At 56.9% G+C, this 25,636-nt stretch carries 20 protein-coding genes; all 20 read left to right on the top strand.

The window, feature by feature from the left end:
* Positions 1-27: 27 nt before the first annotated feature.
* On the top strand, positions 28-1,536 hold the full coding sequence (locus AOP6_RS10260) for an ATP-binding protein (RefSeq protein WP_155876643.1): 1,509 nt from the start codon (positions 28-30) through the stop codon (positions 1,534-1,536).
* The gene (locus AOP6_RS10255) at positions 1,533-2,900 is read left to right on the top strand and encodes a sigma-54 dependent transcriptional regulator (protein ID WP_275950969.1); all 1,368 of its coding nucleotides are present in this window, start codon (positions 1,533-1,535) and stop codon (positions 2,898-2,900) included. Before AOP6_RS10260 ends, AOP6_RS10255 begins: the two co-directional genes overlap by 4 nt.
* A 187-nt stretch (positions 2,901-3,087) precedes the next feature.
* Positions 3,088-3,591: a GspH/FimT family protein gene (locus AOP6_RS10250; protein WP_155876642.1), complete on the top strand. Its 504-nt coding sequence runs from the start codon at positions 3,088-3,090 to the stop codon at positions 3,589-3,591.
* Between the two features lie 46 nt (positions 3,592-3,637).
* Positions 3,638-4,396 carry a prepilin-type N-terminal cleavage/methylation domain-containing protein gene (locus tag AOP6_RS10245; protein ID WP_155876641.1) on the top strand — a complete coding sequence of 253 codons (759 nt, stop codon included), beginning with the start codon at positions 3,638-3,640 and terminating at the stop codon, positions 4,394-4,396.
* A 2-nt stretch (positions 4,397-4,398) separates the two neighbouring features.
* Entirely contained in the window at positions 4,399-4,818 is a 420-nt protein-coding gene (locus AOP6_RS10240; RefSeq protein ID WP_155876640.1) for a prepilin-type N-terminal cleavage/methylation domain-containing protein, read from the top strand.
* A 30-nt stretch (positions 4,819-4,848) separates the two neighbouring features.
* Positions 4,849-5,373, top strand: a complete 525-nt coding sequence (locus tag AOP6_RS10235; RefSeq protein WP_155876639.1) for a PilX N-terminal domain-containing pilus assembly protein — start codon at positions 4,849-4,851, stop codon at positions 5,371-5,373.
* Positions 5,374-5,386: 13 nt separating this feature from the next.
* On the top strand, positions 5,387-9,934 hold the full coding sequence (locus tag AOP6_RS10230) for a PilC/PilY family type IV pilus protein (protein WP_155876638.1): 4,548 nt from the start codon (positions 5,387-5,389) through the stop codon (positions 9,932-9,934).
* 42 nt (positions 9,935-9,976) lie between these two features.
* Positions 9,977-10,342 carry a hypothetical protein gene (locus AOP6_RS10225; RefSeq protein ID WP_155876637.1) on the top strand — a complete coding sequence of 122 codons (366 nt, stop codon included), beginning with the start codon at positions 9,977-9,979 and terminating at the stop codon, positions 10,340-10,342.
* Between the two features lie 224 nt (positions 10,343-10,566).
* Entirely contained in the window at positions 10,567-11,004 is a 438-nt protein-coding gene (locus AOP6_RS10220) for a prepilin-type N-terminal cleavage/methylation domain-containing protein (RefSeq protein WP_213194556.1), read from the top strand.
* Positions 11,001-11,873, top strand: a complete 873-nt coding sequence (locus AOP6_RS10215; protein ID WP_155876635.1) for a prepilin-type N-terminal cleavage/methylation domain-containing protein — start codon at positions 11,001-11,003, stop codon at positions 11,871-11,873. The genes AOP6_RS10220 and AOP6_RS10215 overlap by 4 nt, the downstream gene beginning before the upstream one ends.
* Before the next feature lie 25 nt (positions 11,874-11,898).
* On the top strand, positions 11,899-12,405 hold the full coding sequence (locus AOP6_RS10210) for a pilus assembly PilX N-terminal domain-containing protein (protein ID WP_213194555.1): 507 nt from the start codon (positions 11,899-11,901) through the stop codon (positions 12,403-12,405).
* Between the two features lie 15 nt (positions 12,406-12,420).
* Complete coding sequence (locus tag AOP6_RS10205; RefSeq protein WP_155876633.1) at positions 12,421-16,080, top strand: PilC/PilY family type IV pilus protein; 3,660 nt, start codon at positions 12,421-12,423, stop codon at positions 16,078-16,080.
* Complete coding sequence (locus AOP6_RS10200) at positions 16,081-17,028, top strand: Ig domain-containing protein (RefSeq protein WP_155876632.1); 948 nt, start codon at positions 16,081-16,083, stop codon at positions 17,026-17,028.
* On the top strand, positions 17,025-17,621 hold the full coding sequence (locus tag AOP6_RS10195) for a GspH/FimT family pseudopilin (protein WP_155876631.1): 597 nt from the start codon (positions 17,025-17,027) through the stop codon (positions 17,619-17,621). Before AOP6_RS10200 ends, AOP6_RS10195 begins: the two co-directional genes overlap by 4 nt.
* 131 nt (positions 17,622-17,752) lie before the next feature.
* Positions 17,753-18,289, top strand: a complete 537-nt coding sequence (locus tag AOP6_RS10190) for a type II secretion system protein (protein WP_213194553.1) — start codon at positions 17,753-17,755, stop codon at positions 18,287-18,289.
* A 78-nt stretch (positions 18,290-18,367) separates the two neighbouring features.
* Positions 18,368-19,717 (top strand): DUF1015 domain-containing protein, encoded by a 1,350-nt coding sequence (locus tag AOP6_RS10185; protein WP_155876629.1) that lies wholly within the window; start codon positions 18,368-18,370, stop codon positions 19,715-19,717.
* Positions 19,718-19,785: 68 nt separating this feature from the next.
* On the top strand, positions 19,786-21,981 hold the full coding sequence (gene rnr / locus AOP6_RS10180) for a ribonuclease R (protein ID WP_155876628.1): 2,196 nt from the start codon (positions 19,786-19,788) through the stop codon (positions 21,979-21,981).
* On the top strand, positions 21,978-22,976 hold the full coding sequence (locus AOP6_RS10175; protein WP_155876627.1) for a bifunctional riboflavin kinase/FAD synthetase: 999 nt from the start codon (positions 21,978-21,980) through the stop codon (positions 22,974-22,976). The genes rnr and AOP6_RS10175 overlap by 4 nt, the downstream gene beginning before the upstream one ends.
* On the top strand, positions 22,973-23,824 hold the full coding sequence (gene aroE / locus AOP6_RS10170) for a shikimate dehydrogenase (RefSeq protein WP_155876626.1): 852 nt from the start codon (positions 22,973-22,975) through the stop codon (positions 23,822-23,824). Before AOP6_RS10175 ends, aroE begins: the two co-directional genes overlap by 4 nt.
* A gap of 100 nt (positions 23,825-23,924) precedes the next feature.
* Entirely contained in the window at positions 23,925-25,622 is a 1,698-nt protein-coding gene (gene pilB, locus AOP6_RS10165) for a type IV-A pilus assembly ATPase PilB (RefSeq protein ID WP_155876625.1), read from the top strand.
* The last annotated feature ends 14 nt before the right edge of the window (positions 25,623-25,636 follow it).

Genomic DNA, 25,636 nt, shown 5'->3' with positions numbered 1-25,636 from the left:
ATATGGTGAACTTTTTAAAGGTGGCCCATGGGTAAAAGGCGGTTTGGCCTTCAGGCCGAGGTTGTGGTCAGCATCGCGTTGTTGATGGGGGCCGCCCTCCTGTTTTCCGGTCTGCTCATTCTGAAAATCGCTGAAACCCAGATCCTTGATCAGCGACTGGCAGGGGCGTCGCTGGTACTGCAGACCACGGCCAGGGCTTTGGCGCCCGATCTGGCCCAGATGGCGGAAGCCCCGTCCGGCTCTTTCGAAGACGACCATCCTGTGCGCCTGCTTCCGGCGCAGTTGGGCGCGACCGCCTGGCAGATCCTGGACAGAGACCTTGCGCCCCTTGTTCAAGACGACCGTTTCGGTCGGTTGATGTTTTACAAGGACGATCTTGGCTTGGCGCGATACGGGGAAGGGCCACTGTTCTCCGTATCTTATTCCACCTCTCTGCTTCCCTTTGCCGGTTCCGCCGATAACTTTGCTGTCCTTACATTGCCTGTCCGTCATGAAGGGCAGCGGGTCGCCACCATGCAGGCCCTGTTCCCGCTGGACGATGTGTCACGGCAACTCCTGGAAGCCAGAAGGGTCGCATTGATCTATGTTGGTTTGTATGGGGCAATTCTGGCGCTGTTCGGGATGTTTCTGCTGCGTCGCAATGTCATTCGGCCTGTGCGTATGCTGATCGAGAGCACACGCCAGGTGGCCGAAGGCAACCTGGAGCACAAACTGTCGGAAGACGGCCCCCGTGAGATCGCCGAACTGGCGGGCGCATTCAACACCATGATCGAGGCCTTGTCCCACAGCAGAGCCCAGACCGAGGCCAATATTGAGGTTCTGGAGCGGACAAACCGGGATTTGCAGCAGGCCAGACGAGAGCTGATCCTGTCGGAAAAGATGGCCTCCGTCGGCCACCTTGCTGCTGGCATGGGGCACGAAATCGGTAATCCTCTGGGGGCGATCATCGGCTATCTCGGTTTTTTGAAACAGGAACTTCCCGAGGGGAGAGAAGCGGACGTCATTGGCCGTTCCCTCGAAGAAGCCGAACGTATCAACCGCCTTGTCAAAGATCTGCTCGACTACGCGGCTCCTGGACGAAGTGAAGGGGAGTGGCTCGACCCTTCCGCGGTGGCGCGGGATGCCTGTGATATTCTGCGCAGTCAGGGAGGATGGAAAGACCGCCGGCTGGCGGTCGACCTCCCGGAAGGCCTCCCTGCGGTCTTTATCCCTCGGCACAAACTGTTGCAGGTTTTTGTCAATCTCCTGCTCAATGCCCGTGATGCCACCTCGGCCGATGGGGAGGTCCGTATTTCTGGCGGAACCACCGACCAGTCAGTCTGGATTGCCGTGGCGGACAACGGCACGGGGATGGCTCCCGAGGTTAAGGCCAATATTTTCGACCCCTTTTTTACTACGAAATTCACCGGCAAAGGCAGAGGACTGGGTCTTTCCGTGTCTCACCGCATCATCGATGAAGCCGCCGGGCGGATCGATGTTGAGTCGGAACCGGGCCGGGGAAGCGTATTCACTGTATGGCTTAAGGAACAGGGATGATGGACACCATGGTTACCAGAGAACGCACTATTCTGATTGTGGACGATGAAGGGTCCATGCGGCACATGCTGCGTATGGTTCTCGAAAAGGAGGGCTATGTGGTTCTGGAGGCCACTCAGGGACTACAGGGATTGGACATCCTTTCACACGCGACGGTTGACCTGGTCCTCTGTGATATCCGCATGCCGGAAATGGATGGGATGACCTTCCTGCGTGAACTGGGCCGCACCAACAACCCGGCCACGGTGATCGTCATGAGCGCCTATGGCGCAATCGACACCGCCATCGAATGCATGAAACTGGGCGCCTACGATTACATATCCAAACCCTTCAAGCCGGATGAAGTGCTGCTGACCGTCAAAAAGGCGGAAGAGCGTCTACGCCTGCAGCAGGAAAACCGGCAGCTGAAAAAAGAGTTGAGCCAGACCCAGTTCAGGGACGAAATTGTCTTTGCCGGGTCTGGCATGGCGCGGGTGCTCGAATTGGTGGACGCCGTTGCTGATTCCACCTCTCCCGTGCTGATCACCGGGGAAACGGGCACGGGCAAGGAACTGGTCGCCAGGGCGCTGCACAGCCGGAGCGGCCGTCACGACAAGCCTTTTGTCGCCGTGAACTGCGGTGCCATTTCCTCGGGGCTGATGGAGTCAGAACTATTTGGCCATGTCAAAGGGGCCTTTACCGGCGCCGACCGCGAGCGCCAGGGGCTGTTCAGTGCAGCCGACGGCGGCGTACTCTTTCTTGATGAAATCGGTGAGTTGCCCCTGGACCTGCAGCCCAAGCTGTTGCGTGTCCTGCAGGAAGGAGAAATCCTGCGGGTCGGCGAAACCCGTCCCCGGTCAGTTAATGTAAGGGTTCTGGCCGCCACAGCCCGCGACCTGCGCGAAGAAGCGGCTGGCGGACGTTTCCGGGATGATCTCTACTATCGGCTGGCGGTTGTTGAGATTGACATCCCCCCCCTGCGGGAGCGGCGCGAAGACCTCCAACCCCTGGCGGAGAGATTTTTAGGACAGATTGCTTCACGCGAGGGGAGAAGCGTGCCCAATTTAAAGTCGGACGCTCTTGCCGCCCTGCAGGACTACCCCTGGCCGGGTAACGTTCGCGAACTGAAGAACTTCCTTGAGAAAACCATGATCTTCTGCCGGCGGGATGAAATCGACAAAGGCGCTCTCCCCTGGGAAGCGCGGCGAAAATCCCGTGACCACAGCGATAATTATTCCCTGAAAGCAGCCATCCGCCGACTCGAAAGGGAGTACATCGAAAAGGCGCTCAAGGCGACCGATGGCAACCGGACCCACGCCGCCAGACTGCTCGAAATCAGCCTGCGGGCCCTCATCTATAAAATCAGGGAATACGATATCTCCTGATTTTTCTAACACCCTCCTATGAAAACTCTGCATGTGACTGCGCAAAATTTGCGTAGATCCTTGCGTGCCTTCGCCAGTCCTCTCATGATTAACATATAAAAACAGCCACTTGCGGTTTATTCCCCCTTTGGAATGGTCTTTGCTTTAGCTGTGGGCACAGGTTCTAAACTTATTTGACGAGGGGAAGATGACTGTGGATGTCTCCAGCGAAAAAGCTTTTACCCTGATCGAGCTAATCATTGCCATGGCCCTGCTGGCTATAGTCATGACCATCGCGATCCCCAACGTGTCGCTCTGGATGAAGAATGCCGCCTTTTCGGCGGTAAGCCGCGACCTGTTGTCGGCTCTGCGATTGGGCAAGTCGACCGCGGTCTCCAGTAATGTCAATGTCGTGGCCCGTTTTGTCAGCGGTGCGTATACCCCTGCTGGCGGCGTGGGCAGTTACATGGTCTTTATCGATGACGGCAGCGGCGGCGGCACCGCCGGAAATAGTCTGCGCGACGGCGGTGAACGGATTCTGGCTCAGCAGGATATGCCTAAAGGGGTGTCGCTGACGTCCACCAATTTCGGCAATGTCGTCACCTTCAACAACCGGGGATTTGCCTCGTCTTCAGGCATCGTTACCCTGAAAAACGAATCCCGGGAGCGCACAGTGAACGTCACTCTGGCCGGTGCCGTATCCCAGCAATAGGCTCTGTTTGACTCTTCCGGCGGTGAAGAGGCGAGGAAGGATAATCATGATGAACCAGAAAGGCTTCACGCTGACCGAGATCCTGGTGACCCTGGTCCTGGTGGGTATTTTCAGTACGGCCATGCTGGGGCTCTATGTGACCAACAGCCGGGATTATACCGTGCAGACCCAGGTGGTCGATATCCAGCAGAACCTGCGCGCCGCCGTTTCCATGATGGCCAAAGATCTGCGGATGACCGGCTACGACCCCTCGCACCAGTCCAGCGCGGGTGTGCTCAATGCCGGTATCAACGCTATCAGGGTTACCATGGACCTTAATGAGGATTGGGACGTGGCCGATGCCGGTGAGTCGATCAGCTATGCCCTTGCTGGCGGCAATCTGGAGCGCCAGACGACGGCCGCCGATATTGTGGCAGCAAACGTGGTGGCCCTGGGATTTGCCTACGCTTTCGACGCGGACGGCGACGGGGAGCTCGATACCGACGCCGGTGGGCGTATACACTGGGCCATCCCGACCCCCGGAGGGAACTGGTTTGAGCTCGACGCCAACGGCGATGACCAGATCACCTCCGACGACGACACCGATGGCGATGGTGCCATCAATACCCTCGACACCGGCATTCTGTTCCGGGCGGCCGATATTCGGGCCCTGCGCATCTGGCTGGTGGCCCGGAGCCAGAACCCGCAGCCGGAGCACGTGAATTCCCGATCTTTCGTGGTCGCCAACACGGTACTTTCCCCGGCCGATGGATTCTATTACCGCGATGTGTCGACCATTGTCAAACTTCGGAATATGGGGCTTTAGTCATGAAGATGCGCCTGAATGAACGAGGATTCTCCCTGATCGAGCTGATCTTTGCCATGTCTATTTTCGTCATAGGCATTCTGGCCGTCACCAACATGCAGTTTTTTTCCAGCCGTCACAATGTCAATGCGACTCTGATGACGGAAGGAGCCCTGCTGGCGGAAAGCAAACTGGAAGAACTGATGACGCTGAATTTTGAGCATGCCGACCTGGTCGATACGGATGCGGACGGCAACGCCGGCCTTGACGACCGCCCAGCCGCCGACCACAGTCAGAATCCGTCCACCCTGAATGACAGCTTCATGGTGTATTGGAATATCGCTGACCGTGACGCCAACTCCAAAATTATCCGGGTCATTGTCACCTGGAGAGAACGGCTGCTACCCAAGAATTACTTTGTCGAATCGATCAAGATCCGCTGATGTCAACAGGGGTGAGGAAGGTTGTCTGCCATGAATAAATCATCGAAAATACTGCAGAATCAGAGGGGGTCCATCATGCTCATCGCCCTGCTGCTGATGGCGCTGCTCACCATCATCGGTATTTCGGCTCTGGATATTTCAGAGATCGAGCAGAAGATCGCCAGCAATGACCGGATCGTCAAGAAGAATTTCTATCTCGCCGAAGCGTCGGCCCTGGAAGCGACCAGTCGGCTGGAGAGCCTGCCCTCCGATGAAATCGCTCCCGACGCGGCGGCACCGCCGGCCTGGTTGAATCTGAACAGCGATTTTGATGCGGCCAACCTGGGAAACTGGGTTGTAGGTGACGCCGATCCGGCCAACGATACGGCCGCCGTGGCGGATATCGACAGCCGCACGCGATTTTCCGTGGTTTATGAGGGTATCGCGGCCGGAGGGTCTCTGGATATGTCCGCCAGCCAGGTTCATCAGTATGGCGTTTTCGGTTTGTACGACAATCCCACAGGGGCCTTCAGGGGCCAGTCCATAGTGGAAGTCGGTTACCGTCGTCGGTTTTGATCAGGAGGTAAAAATGAAGAATGCATCCGCGATTTACACACCCGTGTTTGGTTTTTTGAAGAAAACAGCCTCGTTGTCGTCCATCGTGACGCTGTCCCTCGCAATCCTCCTGTCTGCGGCCCTGCCAGCCTGGTCGGTGGATATCAGTGATACTCCCATGGGCACCAACATCACCTCGGCCGCGCCCAACATCATGTTCGTCGTCGACGACTCGGGCAGTATGGACTGGGAGTTCATGACTTCTGAAGGAGACGGCCTGTTCGACGGACATTACTATGTCTTTGATCCGGCCCATTACTCGCCAGGCCATGACAACACCTTTTCCTCCTACTGGACCACTTATCACCTGACTGGTTCAGAGCGCCTGGAGTGGAAATCCCAGTGGTCGGGTTACAACAAGATTTACTACAACCCATCCGTCGACTATAAACCCTGGCCCAACAAAAGCCACGCCGATGTCAGCACGCCCCGCTCCAATCCCCACAATGCCACGCCGACCTTTGATCTGCGGCTGGAATACACGACAGCCAATCTGACCGCCGTGGAAGAGGTCGTTGTCGATAACGTTCCCGGACCCAATTTCGTGATTTCGGCCGGTTGGGGCACCAGTACCTCCAATTGCATCGGGGATAACTATCACTGGAAAAATGTGGTCGATCCGGCCCAGGAAGCCAAATGGCTGCCGCAGATCCCCCGCAATGGCGATTATGATGTCTGGGTCTGGATCAATGACAACAACCCGTCACGTGATACGGCCGCCAATTACACGGTGACCTACAATAACGGTGCTGGCACGGCCACGGTCACCCTGAACCAGAACAAGTCACCTGGCTGGTATAAGCTGGGAACCTGGTATTTTCGCTCCCAGTCTCCTTCCGACGCCCAGTCCGTGCACCTGGCGGCCACGCTTTCCGGCGTCAGCACCTACATGGCCGACGCTGTCAAGTTCACGCCGGTCGGCATGCCTTCCACGGTGCGGATCAACAACGCCCACTATTATACTTGGGACGATGCGGACGATAATGGCCAACTCGACACTGGTGAGAGGATCTATCTCGTCAACTTCGTCGATTCTGATTCGAACGGAACCCTGGATCGCCGGGATTATTACGAAGTGACCGCCTCCGGTGATGCGGTCAGCCTGCTCACCCCGGTGGAGACGCCACCCGACAGCATCCGGCCCAATCTTTTCAATGAAGATGGCAGTGTCAGCCGATTCAAAACCGACGCCGAGGATCTGCAGAATTTCGCCGACTGGTTTTCGTTCTACCGACGCCGCGAGCTTACGGCCAAGGCCGCTGTTTCGCATTCGATTGTAAAGATGTCGCGGGTAAATGTTGGAATTTATAGCATTAACGATTCGTCAACCCGCACCCGGGTACTCCCCATTAAGCTTGAGGAGGCGGCGGGAACCAGCGTTGTTGACAACGGCGATAGCGGATACTACGAAAATGGCGATTGGGACAGCCCCAGCAGTGGACGCTATTGGGTCAGTACGGGCAGGAAACGATGGGATGGTTACTGGGTTTATTACGACACCAGCGGCTATCTGGACACGGCGTATCAGGCCAACAGCCGCTATACGGCCGATTCAGGCGATTATGCCCGTTGGACTCCCAGTCTCAACACCAGCGGCAACTACGATGTCTATGCCTGGTGGCACTGCAACAGCACCGGTGACAGCAATGCCAAATACACCATAGCCTATGACGGTGGTACCGATACCCTCTACAAGGACCAGAGCGACTCGGGCAGCAATGTGTGCGGTGACTGGGTTCTGTTGGGCAATTACGATTTCGCGGCAGGCTCCACCGGCAGCGTTCGGGTCGATCGGCACTCCGGCAGCACCGGCACGAGTACGGCGGCAGACGCCGTCAAGTTTGTTCCCACCGCCACGGCGGCTACGGTAGTCAACGAGACCGGTACCCTTCTGGACATTCTCTATGAGGTTGGCGCGAGCGGCAGCACGCCGCTGCGCACCGCTTTTTACAACGTTGGCCGCTATTTTGACCAGGGGGACAATCATAACGGCGGCATCAGTGGCAGCTCTGGTGTCGACGGCAGTCCTTATGCCGCCGAAGACGATGGCGGCGCTTGCCAGAAAGCCTTCGCCATCGTCATGACCGATGGCTACTATAACGATTCTTTCAGTTCCGTAGGCAACCAGGATGGCACCTTGGGTGCCCCCTACGCCGATTCCTATTCCAATACGCTGGCGGACATCGCCATGAAGTTTTATAAAAACGACCTCTCCAGCACGTTGTCCAATGTCGTTCCCACCAATTCATGCGACCAGGCCAATTATCAGCATCTGGTCACCTACACGGTATCTTTCGGTGTACAGGGTTCAATCGATTTCGCCGATATCAACGACGATGGGGTGGAGGACTCGCCCCTGTACGAAGAAAATACCTGTTTCCTGGATGACCGGACCCCTCGCCCTGCCTGGCCCAACCCGGCTTATAGCGACAGCGCCAAGATCGATGACATGTGGCATGCCGCCGTCAATGGTCGCGGTCTCTTTTTCAGCGCCATGAACCCGGAAGAGATGATCGAGGCCGTTTCCAGCATCGTCACTGATCTGACCGACCCCGCCTCGGGCAACTCCGTTTCGGTCAACAGTGAAGAACTGAAAACCGATACCGTGCTGTACCAGGCTCGCTATCAGACCGGTGAGTGGGTCGGCGATGTCATCGCCTATCCCATTGACCCCATCAGCGGCGCCGTGCGCTCCGGGGTGGGAGAAATTCTCTGGCAGGCTTCCCATGTCCTGCAGACCATCGACTGGAACGACCGCAAAGTTATTACCTACAACCCGGAAACCGCCACCGGTGTCCCTTTCCGCAGCGCCAACATCAGTGCCGGGCAACGTACCCTCCTGGACGCGGACGCGACGACGGCCGGCAATATGATCGAGTTTCTGCGCGGGCGCACCGACAACGTCACCGCCACCGGTTTCCGCTATCGCACTCGGGTGCTCGGGGATATCGTTCATTCATCCCCCATGTACTTCAATGGAACCGTCTATGCCGGCGGCAATGACGGCATGCTGCATGCGTTTGACTCAGAAACGGGGCGGGAGCGTTTCTCCTATGTTCCCAACCTGGTTTTCGAAAACCTCCACCATCTGACCGATCCCGATTATCAGCATAAGTTCTATGTCGACCTGACGCCCTATGCCCGCCGTATCAGCGCTACCAAGACGCTGTTGATCGGTGGGCTCGGCAAGGGGGGCAAGGGGTATTATGCCCTGAATATCGCCAATGTCGGCTCGATTGGCGCCACCTCCGATGAAGCCTTGGCTGTCGCCCCGATCGTCGAGTGGGAGTATCCTGCCGATCCCGCCACCTCGCCGGACGACGATCTCGGCTACACGTACAGCCAGGCTTATATTGTTCGCTCCAATTCGAGCAATGCCGATCACGAGTGGGTCATTATTTTCGGCAACGGCTACAATAGTGTCAATGGGCAGGCCATGTTGTATGTGATGGATCTCAATGGCAATGTCATTCGCAAAATTGCGACGGGTGTTGCTTCTGACAACGGTCTGTCCACCCCCTCGGTCATTGACGTCAATAATGACAACCGGGCGGATTACGTCTACGCCGGCGATCTTAAGGGCAACCTCTGGAAGTTCGACCTGACCGCGAACGATGCGGCTGCATGGACTGTCGCCTTCCATGACGGTACCAGTCCGCAACCGCTGGTCAATATTGGCGGGGAGGCGATCACCGCCAAGCCCGATGTCATGCGCCATCCCATGAAGCACGGCTACCTGGTCCTTTTCGGTACCGGAAAGTTCCTGGGCGAGACGGATCGCGCCGATGCTTCCCCTAAAGGGATTTACGGCATCTGGGATTCCGGTGACGACGCCGATGACCTGGAGTATCTGGGCAGTCTTAATACGACCACGGGAGGCCTGTCCAACGGCAACGGGGCGACCCTGCTTCAGCAGACCATCATCGATGTCCGGAATATTGCCTATCAGGATACCGCCACCTACAGGACATTCAGCAACCATCTCATTGACTGGACAACGGCGGCTGATATCGTCGATGGGGACAACGATTCGACCAACAACAGCGATGTCAACGGGGATGGCTTCATCACCATCGACGATCAGCAGCCCAATCCGGCCGCCCATGCCGGCTGGTTTGTCAGGTTTCCCAATACGGCACCGTATGAAGGAGAGAGGGCGATCAAGGATTTTCTCATCCGTGATGGACGGGTATTCGTCGTCTCCTTCGTCCCCAATACCTCGCCCTGCTCGGGCGGCGGCGATTCCTTCCTCTACGTCATTGACGCGGAAAGCGGAGGGCGCCTGGATGATGCCCAGTTCCGCATCGGTTCGCCGGATGATCTGATCAATATCGGTACGGTCGATGATCCCGTCTATGTGGCGCCTACGGGCAAGTCCTTCACCGGCATGCTGCACATGCCAAAGATCATCCGCCTGGGGAACGGGGTGGAACGCCTGTACATGAGTTCGTCCACCGGGGTGATCGAAGAAGAAGACGTCGATGCCGAACGCATAGGGATGAGTTACTGGCTGGAGCGTTGATGAGGCGCATGTCGTCAGCAATGACAAAAAAGGAGTGTTGATATGCTCAAGTGGATAAAAGACAAGACCGTACTGACTGCTTCCCATAAGTTTTTTCCGAGGAGGCTGGGCCTCACTCTGGCGGCGCTGCTTTTTGTTCTCACCCTGGTCGGGAGTGCGGCTATGGCCGCCGACGGCCGCCGTGTCCCTCTTTCCTACGATGGCTTTGGCGTGATCGATCAGATTGAGCCGGAACGTCTGATCATCAACGATTCGATCAAGCGCCTGTCTCCGCGGGTGACCTTTCACGACGAGCAGGGGAGATATGTCGCCCGCACTCTGTTCACCGCGGGGACTCAGGTCGGCTACCAGATAAACAAAGAGGGTGAGGTCTTCCGGGTTTATCTCTTCGATGGGCAGCTGCCTTGATCGCCGATGATCTTTTGCATGCTAGTCAGATCTTTGACGTCCGGTGACATTTAAGGGCATTTTCCGGGGTTTTTTGCCCGGCTTGCAATTCCGTTGACATCTTTATATGCCCCCTTTTCCTGCTATGGCCATGGGTTGTGTCTGCGGAGGAAAGGGGGTATACTTTTTGCAAGTTTTTTGAAATGTCTAATAAAGTTTTCACCTATTTGGGAGAGATTCGAAACATGAAGAGATCTCGCTTTACGAAGGGGCAGGCAGGATTTACCCTCGTCGAGCTGCTCATTGCCGTCACTATTTTCGCCATCGGTCTGCTGGCGGTCGCCGGCATGCAGATCACCTCGATTCGGGGCAACTCGACGGCCAATATCGTCACTTCCGGGACGGCCGTGGCCGAAGGTATCCTGGAAGAGGTGCTTTCCTGGGATGGTTCCCGGCCGGTCTTCGCTGCGGATGCCACTGACCTGGCGTGGAATTTCGGCACCGTCGGCTCGCCGCAAGCCACCCTTGCCGTCGAAGGTGGTGGCACCTTTTCGGCGACCTATTCCATCGACGCCGACTACGATGGCGTCGTCAATGTCAGTCGCGTGCAGGTAACGGTGACCCAGGTCGGCGGCGTGCTCAATCGTCCTATTACTTTGGTTGGTTTCAAGAGGCGCATATGAAATCTGTTGATCACAGGGGTTTTACCCTGATTGAAATTCTGGTCACCATGGCGCTCCTCGGCATTGTCACCATGGCCATCTACAGCCTTTACCTGACCACCCAGCGTACCGCCACCACCCAGGATGAGGTGGTCGAGCTGCAGCAGAACCTGCGTATAGCCATGGATCAGATGGTGCGCGATATCCGCATGGCCGGTTTTGTGGTGGCCTTCGATGATCCCCCCATCCAGAACGCGCCCAATTTTCCCGTCGAGGGGGACGCCTTCATCATGAATACCGCCAGTCCCTCCGGCCGTGCCGCCCGTATCGACAGCGACTTACCGATTGCCGCGGGCGACACCGAGGCCACCTTCACCCTGGGGTCCTCCGACATGGTCGACCTCTTTTTTGCGGAGGCCACAACTGGAGACCTCGTGCGCATTCTGCGGCCCCCCAGTCAGGAGCAGCCGTACGCAGCCCTGTTCCGCGTGGTCGGCAATAACAGGACGGCCCGTACCGTGACCCTGGAGGGCTTCGGCGCCTCACCGGGCATTCAGTACAAAGCGGGTGATGGCATGGTGGTCAGTTCGGGTACGCATCCGGGCACCATTGCCTTTTATCTCAAGGATTTCGAGATTTTCAAGGAGATTAACGGTGGTGCGGCTCAGCGGATCACCGCCAAAAGGCAGGTGGGGGCCAACCTGGTCAATGGCGTCACCGGCCTGGAGTATGAATATCTGATGGAGAACGGCAGCACCCTGACCACTGTCACGGGTACGGACCGCTGGAATATCAGAGCCGTGCGGGTCACCGTGACGGGCGAAGCCAATGTGCAGGGCGACGTGAAAACACGAAGCCTGACCAATGTTGTCACTTTGCGAAATCGCTAGGGTTTTTTATGGGGAGTCTCTGTTTATGAAGAAGTTGTTCTTCCTGAAAATCAATCTTTGTGGCAAGGGCAGGGGCCGAAGCCTGTGCAATGAGCGCGGCGCTGCCTTGATCATCGCTCTGGTCATGCTGGCTCTGATGAGCCTCCTTGGCGTCATGGCCCTGAATACCACCGATACCGAATTGAGTATTTCACGCAACTACCGCGCCAGCCAGCAGGCTTTCTATGCGGCGGAGCGAGCCATTACCTACGCCACCGTCAGTGAGAATATCTATTCAACCATCGGGGCAGGCGCGGTAACTCTCGATGGCACTCATGCCACGGCGATCGCTGCCGATACGCCCAACAGCCACCTGAAAACCGATGCCGTCAATGAGGTGCGTTTTCTGACCACCGGGCCACTGCCGCCGGGCAGCGGTTCTGATCCGACCTATTTCCAGTCGCGTTTTTACACCATCAACGTCACGGCCGAAGGTCCCTCAAGGGCCACGTCGCGCATCGAAGCCCAGGTGGCGCGCATCGTTCCCAAATAAGAGCGGAGGTTCTTTATGTTTAGACCTATAAATACAATCGTAACGCTTCTGCTTTTGTTGCTGCTGGCTGTCTGCCCTTTGTCCGCCGTGGCGGCAGACACCTTTCTGGGCGACTCGGCCATCTACGCCTACAGCCCTCCGGCCGACCCGGACGCCGAAGTGGCCAAACCCATTAATCTGCTCTTCATCATCGACAACAGCTCGACCATGGGGAACTCTGCCGCCGGCAGCCCCTATGCGTTGGGGTTGCAGGATTCAACCCCCGATGACGGCAATTTGAACTATGCCGACCTGCTGCCTTGGGCAGATCAAGACTCGACCCAGTTCAAAATTTATCCAGACCCAGACGACTATGACACCGACGGCGACGGTACCCCTGACGTCACGGTCCCGGCAGCTACGAAAAGCACCTGGACGGTTTACAAGCTGACCGGGCAGTCCAACTATGTCGCCCATATCACCGCCAGCAGTTACGATGACTTTCTCAGCAAGGTCACCTGTGAAGACGCTCAGCATGCTCTCCTTTTAGGTGGCCGTTTTTCCGGCTCTGACGGCTGGGAGCTCAAAAATGACGGCACCTGCGGCAAAAGCAGCGCCGGCACGACCTACCTGGGTAATATTCTTAACTACAACGAGGCGCCGCCAGCCACCGGTGAAACAACCTCGCAGATCGACCTCGTTATCGGAGCCTTGAAGTCGGCGGCAGAAGGGGTGAAAAACACCATCCGCATCGGCATCATGGAGTTCGGTCATAACAACAAAGGCGGGCAGGTCACCTTCCCGGTCAGTGACCTCTCCGACGATACCAACCGTGCCGCCTTTTTCACCAAACTGGATGAGCTGAGCAACTATGTGGCGATGACACCCGGCAACAGCCGCCCCTTGGCGGAATCCCTTTTTGACGCCCGCTTTTATTTCGACATGGAGCGCACTTCCAGTTACACCCCAATCTCCAATACCTATGTGCCGGATTCGCCCATCCAGAACTCCTGCGATAAAAATTTCGTGATCTTGATCACCAACGGCGAGAGCGTCGGTGACAGCGACCCCAACATGTGCAAAGATCTACCGGCGGTGGGTAGTTATGCCGGGGACTACGATGGCGACGACGACGCCGGTGACCAGTGCCAGGCCAATGTATCCGGCAACGGCACCCACATGCTGGACGATATCGCCAAGTACGCCTTTGATTCGGATCTCTCCTTGACTTTTGAAGACAAGCAGAATATCCGCACGCATACCTTGCTGGTGTTCACCCCCACCAACCCCCTTCTGAAGGACGCCGCCAAAGATGGGCATGGTCTTTTTGCCCAGGCCGGCAGTACCAATGAGGTCAGCGCGGCGATCGACAACATCCTCAACAATATCGTGGCCGAGGTCGATACAGCCTTTACCGCGCCGGTGGTGCCGACCAGCCCCGAAAACAGGACCTATAGTGGTTCCCGCGTCTATCTGGGCTTCTTCAAACCCATTTCGGGGACGTCCTGGCACGGTAATCTGAAAAAGTTCGGTATTAACGCCCTGTCCGAGATCGTCGATCAGAACGGGGAGGTCGCCACCTGTCCTGATCCCAACGATACCACCCTGGCCTGCGATGGCATTCCTTCCGGCGGCTTCAAGCTCAACGCCCAGTCCTACTGGAGTTTAAACGCGGATGCCGGGGATGTCGAAGATGGCGGTGTGGGCGAGGGGTTGGTCGAGCGGGATCTTTCCACGCGCATGCTCTACTCCAACCTCACCACCGAGACAGATCTCACCCACACCAGTAACCGTTTCAATACCACGAATGTCACGGCGGGTATGCTCGATATCACCTCCATGGATCCTACGCAGGACGCCGCCGACGCCGTTGCTCTTGTCGATTACATTTACGGCTATGATACGGGCGACGAAAATGGAGACGGCAGTACCACCGATACCCGCGATTGGGTTATGGGGGATATCCTTCATTCCAAACCGCTGATCGTTAATTACAACTCCTATATTTTTACCGAAGACAATGAAGTGGACCCCGCTGTTAACAAGACCATGATCTTCGTCGGCAGCAACGACGGCATGCTGCACGCTTTCCGCGATGCGGACGGACAGGAGATGTGGTCTTTTGTCCCGGATAACATCATCCCCGAACTCAAGGAACTGACCAGTGGCAGCCATCCTTATTATATGGATTCTTCGCCGGTGGCCTATATCTACGACAAGGATGGCGATGGCAATATCGGCCCGATCGCGGAGACCATGGCGGGCGACCTGGATCCCTTTGGCGTCACCGACAATGGGCTGGACGACAAGGTTATTCTGGTTTTCGGCCAGCGTCGGGGCGGCAACGCCTACTACGCCCTGGATGTGACGGATCCGCTGAATCCCAAGTTTTTGTGGAAGTTTGACAATACCACCACTGATGGCAGCGGCAATGTGCTCTTCCCACACCTGGGGCAGACCTGGAGTGAGCCGCAGATGCACCTGATGAAGATCGGCACCGAGCGCAAGGTCGTGGCTTTTATTGGCGCCGGCTACGACAAGGAGGAAGACAGCCGCTTCGGGTCGACCTTCAATTTCCCTGATCCCCTCGATCCTTTGGTGGGCGAAGGCAACGTCACCAGCGCCTCTGACGTCAACCCGAACAGTCCCTTGACCAGTCGACCTGACGCCAAAGGCAGAGGCGTCTACGCTTTCGAGGTGGCGACCCTGAACAGCAGCGGTGTGCCGACCATCCCGACGGCCCCGACCAAGATCTGGGGCTATACGGCTTCAAACGACTCCTGGCTGAAGGTCGCGATTCCCTCCGACATCACGGTGCTCGATTCCGATTTTGACGGCTACGCCGACCGGCTGTATGTCGGGGATCTGGGCGGCCGGCTCTGGCGCTTTTCCGTGGGCAGCACCGATCCGGCCAACTGGACCGGCCGCGTCATCTTCTGGGCCGGGGCGAGCGAGGGACGCAAGATATTCTATCGCCCCTCGGTGGTGCAGGAGCCGGGCTACTGGATGGTGGCCTTCGGTACCGGCGACCGCGCCCATCCCCTCAATACCGCTGTTGTCGACCGCCTGTACATGGTCAAGGACATGGGGCAGAATACGGATGCCACGGTAGTCAATTATCCAACCAATGGCAACCTGATCGATGTCACCGGCAATGAATTGCAGTTGGAAACCACGACGGCCGCTGACCAGCAGGCTATCCTGGACAGCCTCAATGCGGATACCACTTTTGGCTGGTATATTGATCTCGATCGGCTGAATGAGGAAAATACGCACGGCGGCGAAAAGGTGCTGGCCTCGCCGTTGATTTTCAACAAGGTGGCCTATTACACGACCTATATGCCCACGGCCCCTTCGGCGTTGTCCACCGACCCTTGCGAGGTAGGTAACCTTGGCATTTCGCGCCTTTATGCGGTAGACTACAAAACCGGCGAGGCGGTGTTGAACTTTTATCCTTATAATGATGTGGATGACCCCACCTCCGTTAGCAATACGCGTGCTCTCAACGAGGTCGACGATGTGCTTCGCAAGGAAGACCGTTCCCTTGCTCTCGGCATCGGTATCCCCTCCGGTCTGGTTGTGGTGATGCCTCCGAGTGGTGATGCCACGCTGCTGATCGGTTGCGGCGGTGGCCTCTGCAGCGAAAATCCCGTTTCGGGCGGCACCATATTTCAGATTTACTGGAAGGAGTGGTAATTGAAATACTTCAAGGTTATTTCATGGAATATCGGCTGCCTTCTGTTTTTTCTCCTGATGGGAGGCTGTGATTCCGGAGGGACGCCCGCTGTCGCCCCCGAAACCGCTCCGCAGGCTGCCAGTCAGGGGGCCGATACCGCCAGGGCGCTCGCTACAGGGAGCGAGAGCGGCCAAATGACGGTGCGGCTGCTGCCTGAGTCGCCCACGGTGAACGACAGTATCGAAGCCCTGGTGCAAGGGGCTGCGGGCACACTGACGTTTACCTGGGAAAGAAACGGCGAGCTGCTGGAGGCCACGGGGGCGGTGCTGCCACCACACAGTGCCGCCAAAGGTGATGTGGTTGGTCTGACAGTGCAGAACATGTCTCAGGAGGTCTCTGCCGAAGTGACTATCGGCAACGCGCCGCCGGCTATTATTGCCGTTCCTTTCGTGAATGCTGATATCTTCAGGGGGGTCGATATTGAGCTCAATCCCGAGGGGGTTGATCCCGACGGCGATACCATTACTTACGCATACCGATGGTATCTCAATGGCGAGCCCCTTTCTTTTCAGGACGACCCCGTTCTGCCTGGGGATCAGTTCCAGAGGGGGGATATTGTTCGGGCCGAGGTCGTTCCCTTCGACGGTGAGGATGAGGGCCGTGTTTTTGAAGGCACCGAGTTGAGTATTCCCAATGGACCGCCGCGGATCGTCTCCGACCCCCCCGGCGATTTTGCCGGTATGCGCTATGTGTATCAGGTTGAAGCGTACGATCCCGATGACGATCCTTTCCGCTATGAGCTTGAAGAGGGGCCGGCAGGAGCTGTCATCGACGAAGAAACTGGTGTTTTGACCTGGGATGTAACCGGCGCGCAAGAGGGGACATGGCGTTTTCGCATTGTCGTTGAAGACGAAGAAGGCCGGCGCTCATCTCAGGAATATGACCTCAACCTGGAATTCTCCCGATGATATCAACTGGACGCAAGCCTCGTAACGCCGGTTTTACCTTGACAGAACTGATCGTGGTCATCGCCATGATATCGGTCCTTATGACTATCGCCACCCCCTATTATCTGGACTGGCTTCGCAACGCCAAGTACCGGGAAGGAGCTCAGGCTGTCACCGCGCTGCTTCGTGAGGCCCGCAGTCGGGCCATTGCCGAGCATCGGGAATATCGGGTGGTTTTCAATGCGGCTCCCGACAGTCCCCAGGCGCCCTCGACCATGCAGCTGCAGGGGGGCAATCTCTCCTATAACAGCTCGAGTTGGCCGATAATGGAGACGCCCGTCACTCTTTCGGAAAATCTCGATATTCGCTATCGTTCCAGCTGTGCCTTCAACGACGATGACCAGTCGGTACTCTTCCTCCCCAGCGGAGGAGCCAGTGCAAGTTCTGTCGTAAGCACTTCTGGCTCCGACCTCGGCGGTATTTGCATCATTGACGGCGATAGCTCCATAACCACCTTGAATGACCGCAAAAAACTTCTGATCGAAATGGTTTCTCCCACCACCGGAGCTTTCAAGGTTCGCAAATGGAATGCCTCATCGACATCCTTTCAATAGAGAGCCTACCACCGTCTGGTTTCCTCCTGCCCCAACTAACGTAGTTGGGGCTTTTTAATTTATGGCTTGAAAAATATTAAAATTCGTTTAGATTTCTCCTCGATTTGAAATTTATAATCCTGGAGGGCTCTTTGTACTATTCATCACGAGGATTCACCCTGCTCGAACTGATTATGTCACTGGCTGTTACCGCGGGACTGCTCACTGTTTCGTTGCCCATCTATGGAGCCTGGCTCGATAAGCAGGAAAACCGCTCCGCCGCGCGTGCTATCGCCGGGGCATTGCGCGAGGCCAGGGCGGCCGCTGTCGCCCACCATCGGGAATACCGGGTCAAATTCGTGTCTCAGCAGCCGGCCTCAGGGCAGAATCCCTCTTTCATTTTTCAGCTAGGCAATCTGTCGAGAAACAGTTCGGAGTGGGAAGACCTGGCGGCTGGTTATCCTCTGCCAGAAGGGCTCTTCTTGCGCTATACCCAGAGTTGTGCCGAGGATGATTCGCCCCGCTACCTCTCCTTTAACCCGGATGGTTCAAGTAACAGTCTCTACCTATGTCTTGGCAGGAGCAAGGGCGCTGAGGATGAGCGGACTTTTGCCGTAGGGGTCAGTCACTCCAGCACCGGACGGGTCACGATCCTTCGGTGGGACGGGGCCTGCAGCTGCTTTCGGTAAAATCTTTTCCCTTGCAACCCAAGTACCCTTTTCCTATAGTGTAGACTTCATTTTCAGTCATTTAAGGGAGTTTGCACTATGGCCAAGATTGTTCCTTTTCGCGGGCTTCGTTACAACCTGACGCAGGTTAAAAAGCCCGATGCGGTAATGGCGCCCCCCTACGATGTTATTTCTCCTGCCCTGCAGGACGACCTGTATGACCGGCATCCGTCCAACGTGGTGCGGCTTATTCTCGGCAAGAAGACGGCGGGGGACGACGAGAAAAACAACTGTTACACCCGTGCCGCCGCCGATTTTGAAAAGTGGCAGCAGGATCAGACCCTGACGCGGGATGGTGAGCCCTCTATTTACCTCTATGACCAGCAATATGAAGTCGAGGGGCTAGGGACGGTCGTTCGGAAAGGGATCATGGCCCTGACCCGTATTGAGGATTTTTCCACCGGCGTGGTCAAACCCCACGAAAAGACCCTGGCGGGGCCCAAAACGGACCGGTTGAATCTGACCAAAGCCTGCGGCGCCAACTTCAGTCCGATCTTTTCCCTCTATGCCGACCCCTGTTGCGTACTCGAATCTCTCAGCCGTTCCCAGAAAGAACGTACCCCTGATGTGGAAGTGGCCGATGACGATGGTGTCATCCATCGTCTCTGGCAGGTCACCGATTCCCTGGTCATCGGCAAGGCCCAGGAGCTCCTGGACAGCAAGCCCCTGTTTATCGCCGACGGCCATCATCGCTATGAAACGGCTATCAATTACCGTAATTACATGCGGGAGAAGCATCCTGACTTTACAGGGAAAGAACCCTTCAACTACGTGCTGATGTATTTCGCCAACATGGAAGACCAGGGTATGCTGATCTTCCCAACACATCGGCTGCTGTACAACCTGTCCGGTTTTGGCATGCCAGCCTTCATCACGGCTCTGCGTCCCTACTTTGAGGTCGAGTCCATGAGTCTCGACCCTGAGGATGCCGAGGCGCGCAAGAAGGTGCAGCGCACCCTTCAGCAAAAAGGGGAGAGCGGCCATGTCTTTGGCCTCTACGGCGGCGAGAATACCGTCTATTTCCTGACACTGAAAGATGAGGCGGTCATGGACCGTTTCTTCGACGAAAAAGCTCCCAAGGCACTGCGCACGCTGGATGTCTCCATCCTTCATCGCCTCGTGCTGGAAGATATACTCAAGATCTCTCCGGAAGCCCAGGAACAGCAGACCAATCTGAAGTATGTCAAGAACATGGACGAACCTTTCACCCGCGTCCTGACGGGTGAGGTGCAGCTGGCTTTTCTGCTCAATCCCACCCGCATGAGCGAAGTGCGTGATGTGGCCAACGCCGGGGAAAAAATGCCGCAGAAATCAACCTATTTCTATCCGAAGCTGCTGACCGGCCTTGTCATCAATAAGATCGTACCCACGGAGAAAGTCGAAGACTGAATAAACCTGCAGCCGGCTCCGCAGGCCAGACCGGGAGGCCGTCACCGAAGGATATCGACTACTAGCCGATGCCAGTCAAATCCAACGATATTGTCAAATTCATTGAAAGCAGGCCCGGGCGCCCCCTCTCTGCCCGGGAAATCGCCGAGGGTCTGCGCATTTCTCCTTCCCAAAGAAAAAAATTCTACCGCCTTCTTGAAAGCATGGCGGCCGACGGCCAGGTGGCGCGTCTCAAAGGGGATCGCTATGCTCTCCCCCGCCAGCCGACCCTGGTGACCGGTACGGTTTCCGTGCACCGCGACGGCTACGGTTTTGTCTCGCCACGGGACGGTCAGGGCCCTGATGTCTTTGTACCAGCCCGCTTTCTGCGCGAAATCATGCATGGTGATGAGGTCGTGGTTCGGGTCGAAAGAGGGGGCAGGCCAGGGAAACCAGAGGGACGCATTGTCAGTGTGGAGAAACGGGCCCACAGCACCCTTATCGGCCTTTATGAGCCGGGACGCAAGTTTGGCTCGGTTCATCCCGCCGATCCCCGGCTGAATCAGCCTGTTTTTGTGCCAGAAGGCCAGGAGCTTGGAGCGCAAGCCGGTCAGGTCGTCCTCGTGGCCATCGATGCCTATCCCAATGAATTTCGCAACGCCGAAGGTCACATCGTTCAGGTGCTTGGTGACCCGTCTGACCCAGCCGTCGAAATTCTCTCCATCATCCATAAACACGGGCTTCCCCAAGAGTTTCCAGCCGAGGTTCTGGCCGAGGCCAGTCTCCTGCCGGAGGATGTGCAGCCTGGTGATCTGGAACAGCGTAAAGACCTGCGCGACCTGCCTTTCGTGACCATCGATGGTGAAACGGCGAAGGACTTCGATGATGCCGTCTGTCTCCGGAGAGAGGAGGGCGGCACCTGTCGTCTGTGGGTGGCGATTGCCGACGTCGGCCACTACGTGAAGGAAGGATCGGTTCTCGACCAGGAAGCTTATCTGCGGGGAACCAGCGTCTACTTCCCCGGGCAGGTTATCCCCATGCTCCCCGAGAGACTGAGTAACGGTATCTGTTCTCTCAACCCCCAGGTGGATCGCCTGACGCTCGTGGCCGAGATGGTCTTTGACGCCAAGGCCCGCCGGCAGGACAGCTGTTTCTACCCGGCGGTCATCCGCAGCCGGGCGCGGCTGACCTATACCGAAGTCCATGAGATGGTGGAGAAACAGCTGGCGGAAACCATCGAGCGCTATGGGGAACTCCACCCCATGCTCACGGAAATGCTGGCGCTTTCGGAAGATCTGACCGCCATGCGTCGCCAGCGGGGCAGCCTCGATTTCGACCTGCCCGAGGCGGAAATCATCCTTGGGGTGCGGGGAGAGCCGGAAAACATCATTAAGGCCGAACGGAACAAGGCGCATCGTCTGATCGAGGAGTTCATGCTCGCTGCCAATGAAGCGGTGGCTTTTTTTCTTGGTCAGCGGGACATCCCTTTGCTCTATCGGGTACATGAACCTCCCGACATCGCCAAGCTGCAGGCGTTTCAACAATTTATCGCCTTCTTCAACTATGGGCTCAACCTGGAGGCGCAGGGGGTCGATCCCCGCGCTCTGCAGGAGCTGCTGGCGCAGGTCGAGGGCAAACCCGAGGAACGGACGATCAACCAGGTCCTCCTGCGCAGTATGAAACAGGCTTTCTACTCGCCAGAGAACCTCGGCCACTTCGGTCTGGCGGCGGACCATTACTGTCATTTTACGTCACCGATTCGGCGCTATCCCGATCTGCAGGTCCACCGGGTGCTGCGCCAGGCTTTGCAGTCCGGTGGCCTGCCGGAGTCGCAGAAAAAAGGTCTCGCGGACGCGCTCCCTGAAATGGGGGAGCACACCTCCCGGACAGAGCGGCGAGCCATGGAGGCGGAACGGGAAATTGTCGAACTGAAAAAATGCCAGTTCATGGCGGAGCGGGTAGGGGAGCAGTACGCTGGCTATATTACCGGGGTGCAGCCCTTTGGCCTCTTTGTCGAACTGAAAGAATTTTTTGTGGAAGGACTGGTTCATCTCACCACCCTCAGCGACGATTTCTATACCTATGAAGAGGACAGGCATCGCCTGGTCGGGCAGTATCGACGACGCATTTTTCAGGTAGGCAATGAAGTCGAGGTCCAGGTGAAAAATGTCAGCGTGGAAAGGCGGGAAATCGATTTCGTGCTGGTCGATCTGGCCGTCAACCCGGCTGATTCGCAGGAGCCACCGAAAGGTCGACGCCCTCAGAGAAAATCGAAAAAACGATGATCATCCTCAAAGATCTGAAAAATATCACGACCCCCTTTGAAAACGCCGTAGTGACGCTGGGCAACTTCGACGGCATCCATCTGGGGCACCGCGAAATCTTTCGCCGTGTGGTGGCCAAGGCCAGCGCCATCAAGGGGACTTCAGTGGTTTACACTTTTGTGCCACATCCCCTCAAGGTTCTTGCCCCCGACCGTGCTCTTCGCCTCATCAATACCTATGAAGAAAAAGAGCGCCTTATCGAAGCCTCCTGTATTGACGTGCTGATTTGTGCCCCATTTACCATCCAGACGGCTCGTCTTTCCGCCGTGGAATTCGTTGAAGATATCCTGGTGCGCACGATCGGGGTCAAGCATCTGGTGGTGGGTTACGACTACGCTTTTGGGAAAAACCGCGAGGGAAATGTCGAGTTTTTGCAGAATATGGGCAGCAAATGGGGGTTTGGCGTGGAGGTGGTCGGGCCGGTCAGCAAAGAAGGCCTGGTCTACAGCTCCACCCGTATCCGCCAGCTCATCGGCGCCGGGGAGGTGGCGGAGGTGGTCCGTTATCTGGGGCGGCATTTTACCCTCGAAGGCCAGGTCGTACATGGTCTGTCCCGCGGCCGCACCATCGGCATTCCTACGGCCAATCTGAGCACGGACAAGGAGCTTCTCCCGCGGCCGGGGGTCTATGCCGTCAAGGTCCGCTGGCAGGACTCCCTGTGGGATGGCGTCGCCAATATTGGCACCAATCCGACCTTCGGCGGCACGAAGACGACCATCGAGGTGCATATCCTCGGTTTTTCCGGCGAGATTTACGGGGATACGGTGCGTATCTACTTTGTCGAGCACCTGCGTGACGAAGTGCAGTTTCCTGCCGTCGAGCTGTTGGTTAAAGCGATTCATGCCGATATCTGCCGGGCCCGCCAGCTTTTGGCTGAAACCCCCATTCTCGAATACCGGGATTATCTTGACTGTGGTCTGCAGGAGTCGACTTTGAGCAAGGGAGAGGCGTTGTGAAGCTGTCGGGCAGCACGCGTGTTCTTGGAATTTTCGGGGATCCCGTGGCGCATTCCCTGTCGCCGCGCATGCACAATGCGGCGCTGGCTGCTGCCGGTATCGATGCGATCTATGTCCCCTTCCACGTAACCCCGGACAATCTGGCGGGCGCCATCCAGGCTTTGCGAGCCCTTTCGCTGTGGGGGGTGAATCTGACCGTTCCCCACAAGGAAGCGGTGTTGCCACTCCTTGACCGGGTGACAGAGCAGGCCCGTCTGATTGGGGCTGTCAATACGGTGACACATGAAGACGGTTATCTCGTCGGCCACAATACCGATGCGCCGGGATTTCTGCATGCCCTCGGTGTCGATCTCGGTTTCGTGCCGGCAAAGAAAAAGATTCTTGTCCTGGGTGCCGGCGGCGCCAGCCGCGCTGCCCTGGTGGCACTGGCCCAGGCTGGCGCCGCGACTATCGTGATCGCCAACAGGACTCCAGCGCGAGCGCGCCTGCTGTGTGAATCTTTTAGCGCCTTTTTTCCGGGTACGGATTTTGCTTGCAGTTCACTGGACGCAGGGGAATTGTGCCAGTTTTTTGCCGGTGTTGACCTGCTGGTGAACACCTCGGCCATGGGCCTCAAAGGTGAATCCTGTGCCCACCTCCCTTGGCACTGTTTGCCCGAAGCCGCCTGCGTCTACGATATGGTCTACGCTCGCGGCAAGACGTCTCTGCAAATAGAGGCGGAAAAACGAGGACATAGTACGGCTGACGGTCGGGGGATGCTGATTGCCCAGGGAGAGGCCGCCTTTGCCCTGTGGACGGGGCAAGAGTCGCCTTCTGGCGTGATGGCAGACAGTATATTGACGGAGTGAGAAGGTTGCACCTCACTTAAGCAAATAGATAAAAATTTTTTTGAGGAATTGTTTTTAATAAAATTCAGGGAAAATGACATCCCGGGAGAACATCTGTCTCATGACAAGTAACAGACTTGGCGAACTGCTGGTACGTAATAATCTGATCAATTCCCAACAGCTGACGAAGGCCCTGGAAGAGCAGAAGACCCAGGGCGGGCGACTGGGAGCAAGTCTGGTCAAGCTGGGTTTTATCAAGGAAGATGAGCTGGCCTCCTTTCTTTCCCGCCAGTACGGGGTGCCCTCCATCAATCTCAACGATTTCGAGATCGACGCGGCAGTGACCAAGCTGATTACGGCGGAGGTGGCGCAGAAATACCAGATCATCCCCATCAATCGCGCCGGCGCCACCCTTATCGTCGCCATGAGCGATCCTTCCAACATCTTCGCCATCGACGATATCAAGTTCATGACCGGCTACAATGTCGAGGTCGTGGTCGCTTCCGAGACGGCCATCAGAAACGCCATCGACCAGTATTTCGACCAGTCGGCGACCTTGGCCGAGGTCATGGAAGACCTCGATGACATCGACCTGGAAGTGATCGATGAAGAGGAAGTCGACGTCAATGCTCTTGAAAAGGCCACCGAGGATGCCCCTGTCGTCAAGCTGGTCAACCTGATTCTGACGGACGCCATCAAGCGCAAAGCCTCTGATATCCATATCGAGCCCTACGAAAAGTCTTTCCGCGTGCGTTATCGTATCGATGGGGTGCTTTATGAGGTGATGAAGCCGCCCATGAAACTGAAAAATGCCATCACCTCGCGCATCAAGATCATGTCCGAGATGGATATCGCTGAAAGGCGCCTGCCCCAGGACGGCCGTATCAAGATCAAGCTGCCCGGCGGCAAGGACATGGACTACCGCGTCAACTGTCTGCCGACGCTCTTCGGTGAGAAGATCTGTCTGCGTCTGCTCGACAAGTCGAACCTGCAGCTCGACATGACCAAGCTGGGCTATGAGGAAAGCGCGCTCAAGTGGTTCAAGGAACAGATCCACAAGCCCTTCGGCATGGTCCTGGTGACGGGGCCGACGGGATCCGGGAAAACCGTCTCCCTCTATTCGGCCTTGGCCGAGCTCAACAAGGTTACCGAGAATATTTCCACCGCCGAAGACCCGGTCGAGTTCAACTTCGCCGGCATCAATCAGGTGCAGATGCACGAGGAGATTGGTCTGAACTTCGCCTCAGCGCTGCGCGCCTTTCTGCGGCAGGACCCCGATATCATCATGATCGGCGAGATCCGTGACTTTGAGACCGCCGAGATCGGTGTCAAGGCCGCCCTGACGGGACACCTCGTCCTGTCCACCCTGCACACCAACGACGCTCCCAGCACCATCAACCGTCTGCTCAATATGGGCATCGAGCCCTTTCTGGTGGCCTCCGCCGTCAACCTGATTACCGCGCAGAGATTGGGACGCCGGGTCTGTTCGGAGTGTAAAGAAATCGAGGATGTACCGAAACAGGCCCTCATTGACGCCGGCGCCCCTCCCGAGGAGGTCGATGAGTACGTCTGCTACCGGGGCAAGGGCTGTCCGGCCTGCAACAACACCGGTTACAAGGGACGTGTCGGCATCTACCAGGTCATGCCCATGTTTGAGGAAATCCGTGAACTGATTCTGGCCGGTGCCAATACTGCCGAGATCAAACGCGAATCGATGCGACTCGGTGTCAAAACCATGCGCCAGTCGGCCCTGACCAAACTCAAAGAAGGCGCCACGACCTTTGAAGAGGTTTTGCGCAGTACCGTGGCTGACGATTGAACCGGCGAGTCATG

It is taken from the genome of Desulfuromonas sp. AOP6 (genome assembly GCF_009731355.2).
Taxonomy (GTDB): domain Bacteria; phylum Desulfobacterota; class Desulfuromonadia; order Desulfuromonadales; family SZUA-540; genus SZUA-540.
This window is presented reverse-complemented; position numbering and strand designations above follow the sequence as displayed.

Excerpts from the sequence above, each read along its gene's own strand:
- AOP6_RS10260 (WP_155876643.1), top strand. The coding sequence starts at position 28 with ATGGGTAAAAGGCGGTTTGGCCTTCAGGCCGAGGTTGTGGTCAGCATC.
- AOP6_RS10255 (WP_275950969.1), top strand. The coding sequence starts at position 1,533 with ATGATGGACACCATGGTTACCAGAGAACGCACTATTCTGATTGTGGAC.
- AOP6_RS10250 (WP_155876642.1), top strand. The coding sequence starts at position 3,088 with ATGACTGTGGATGTCTCCAGCGAAAAAGCTTTTACCCTGATCGAGCTA.
- AOP6_RS10245 (WP_155876641.1), top strand. The coding sequence starts at position 3,638 with ATGATGAACCAGAAAGGCTTCACGCTGACCGAGATCCTGGTGACCCTG.
- AOP6_RS10240 (WP_155876640.1), top strand. The coding sequence starts at position 4,399 with ATGAAGATGCGCCTGAATGAACGAGGATTCTCCCTGATCGAGCTGATC.
- AOP6_RS10235 (WP_155876639.1), top strand. The coding sequence starts at position 4,849 with ATGAATAAATCATCGAAAATACTGCAGAATCAGAGGGGGTCCATCATG.
- AOP6_RS10230 (WP_155876638.1), top strand. The coding sequence starts at position 5,387 with ATGAAGAATGCATCCGCGATTTACACACCCGTGTTTGGTTTTTTGAAG.
- AOP6_RS10225 (WP_155876637.1), top strand. The coding sequence starts at position 9,977 with ATGCTCAAGTGGATAAAAGACAAGACCGTACTGACTGCTTCCCATAAG.
- AOP6_RS10220 (WP_213194556.1), top strand. The coding sequence starts at position 10,567 with ATGAAGAGATCTCGCTTTACGAAGGGGCAGGCAGGATTTACCCTCGTC.
- AOP6_RS10215 (WP_155876635.1), top strand. The coding sequence starts at position 11,001 with ATGAAATCTGTTGATCACAGGGGTTTTACCCTGATTGAAATTCTGGTC.
- AOP6_RS10210 (WP_213194555.1), top strand. The coding sequence starts at position 11,899 with ATGAAGAAGTTGTTCTTCCTGAAAATCAATCTTTGTGGCAAGGGCAGG.
- AOP6_RS10205 (WP_155876633.1), top strand. The coding sequence starts at position 12,421 with ATGTTTAGACCTATAAATACAATCGTAACGCTTCTGCTTTTGTTGCTG.
- AOP6_RS10195 (WP_155876631.1), top strand. The coding sequence starts at position 17,025 with ATGATATCAACTGGACGCAAGCCTCGTAACGCCGGTTTTACCTTGACA.
- AOP6_RS10185 (WP_155876629.1), top strand. The coding sequence starts at position 18,368 with ATGGCCAAGATTGTTCCTTTTCGCGGGCTTCGTTACAACCTGACGCAG.
- rnr (WP_155876628.1), top strand. The coding sequence starts at position 19,786 with ATGCCAGTCAAATCCAACGATATTGTCAAATTCATTGAAAGCAGGCCC.
- AOP6_RS10175 (WP_155876627.1), top strand. The coding sequence starts at position 21,978 with ATGATCATCCTCAAAGATCTGAAAAATATCACGACCCCCTTTGAAAAC.
- pilB (WP_155876625.1), top strand. The coding sequence starts at position 23,925 with ATGACAAGTAACAGACTTGGCGAACTGCTGGTACGTAATAATCTGATC.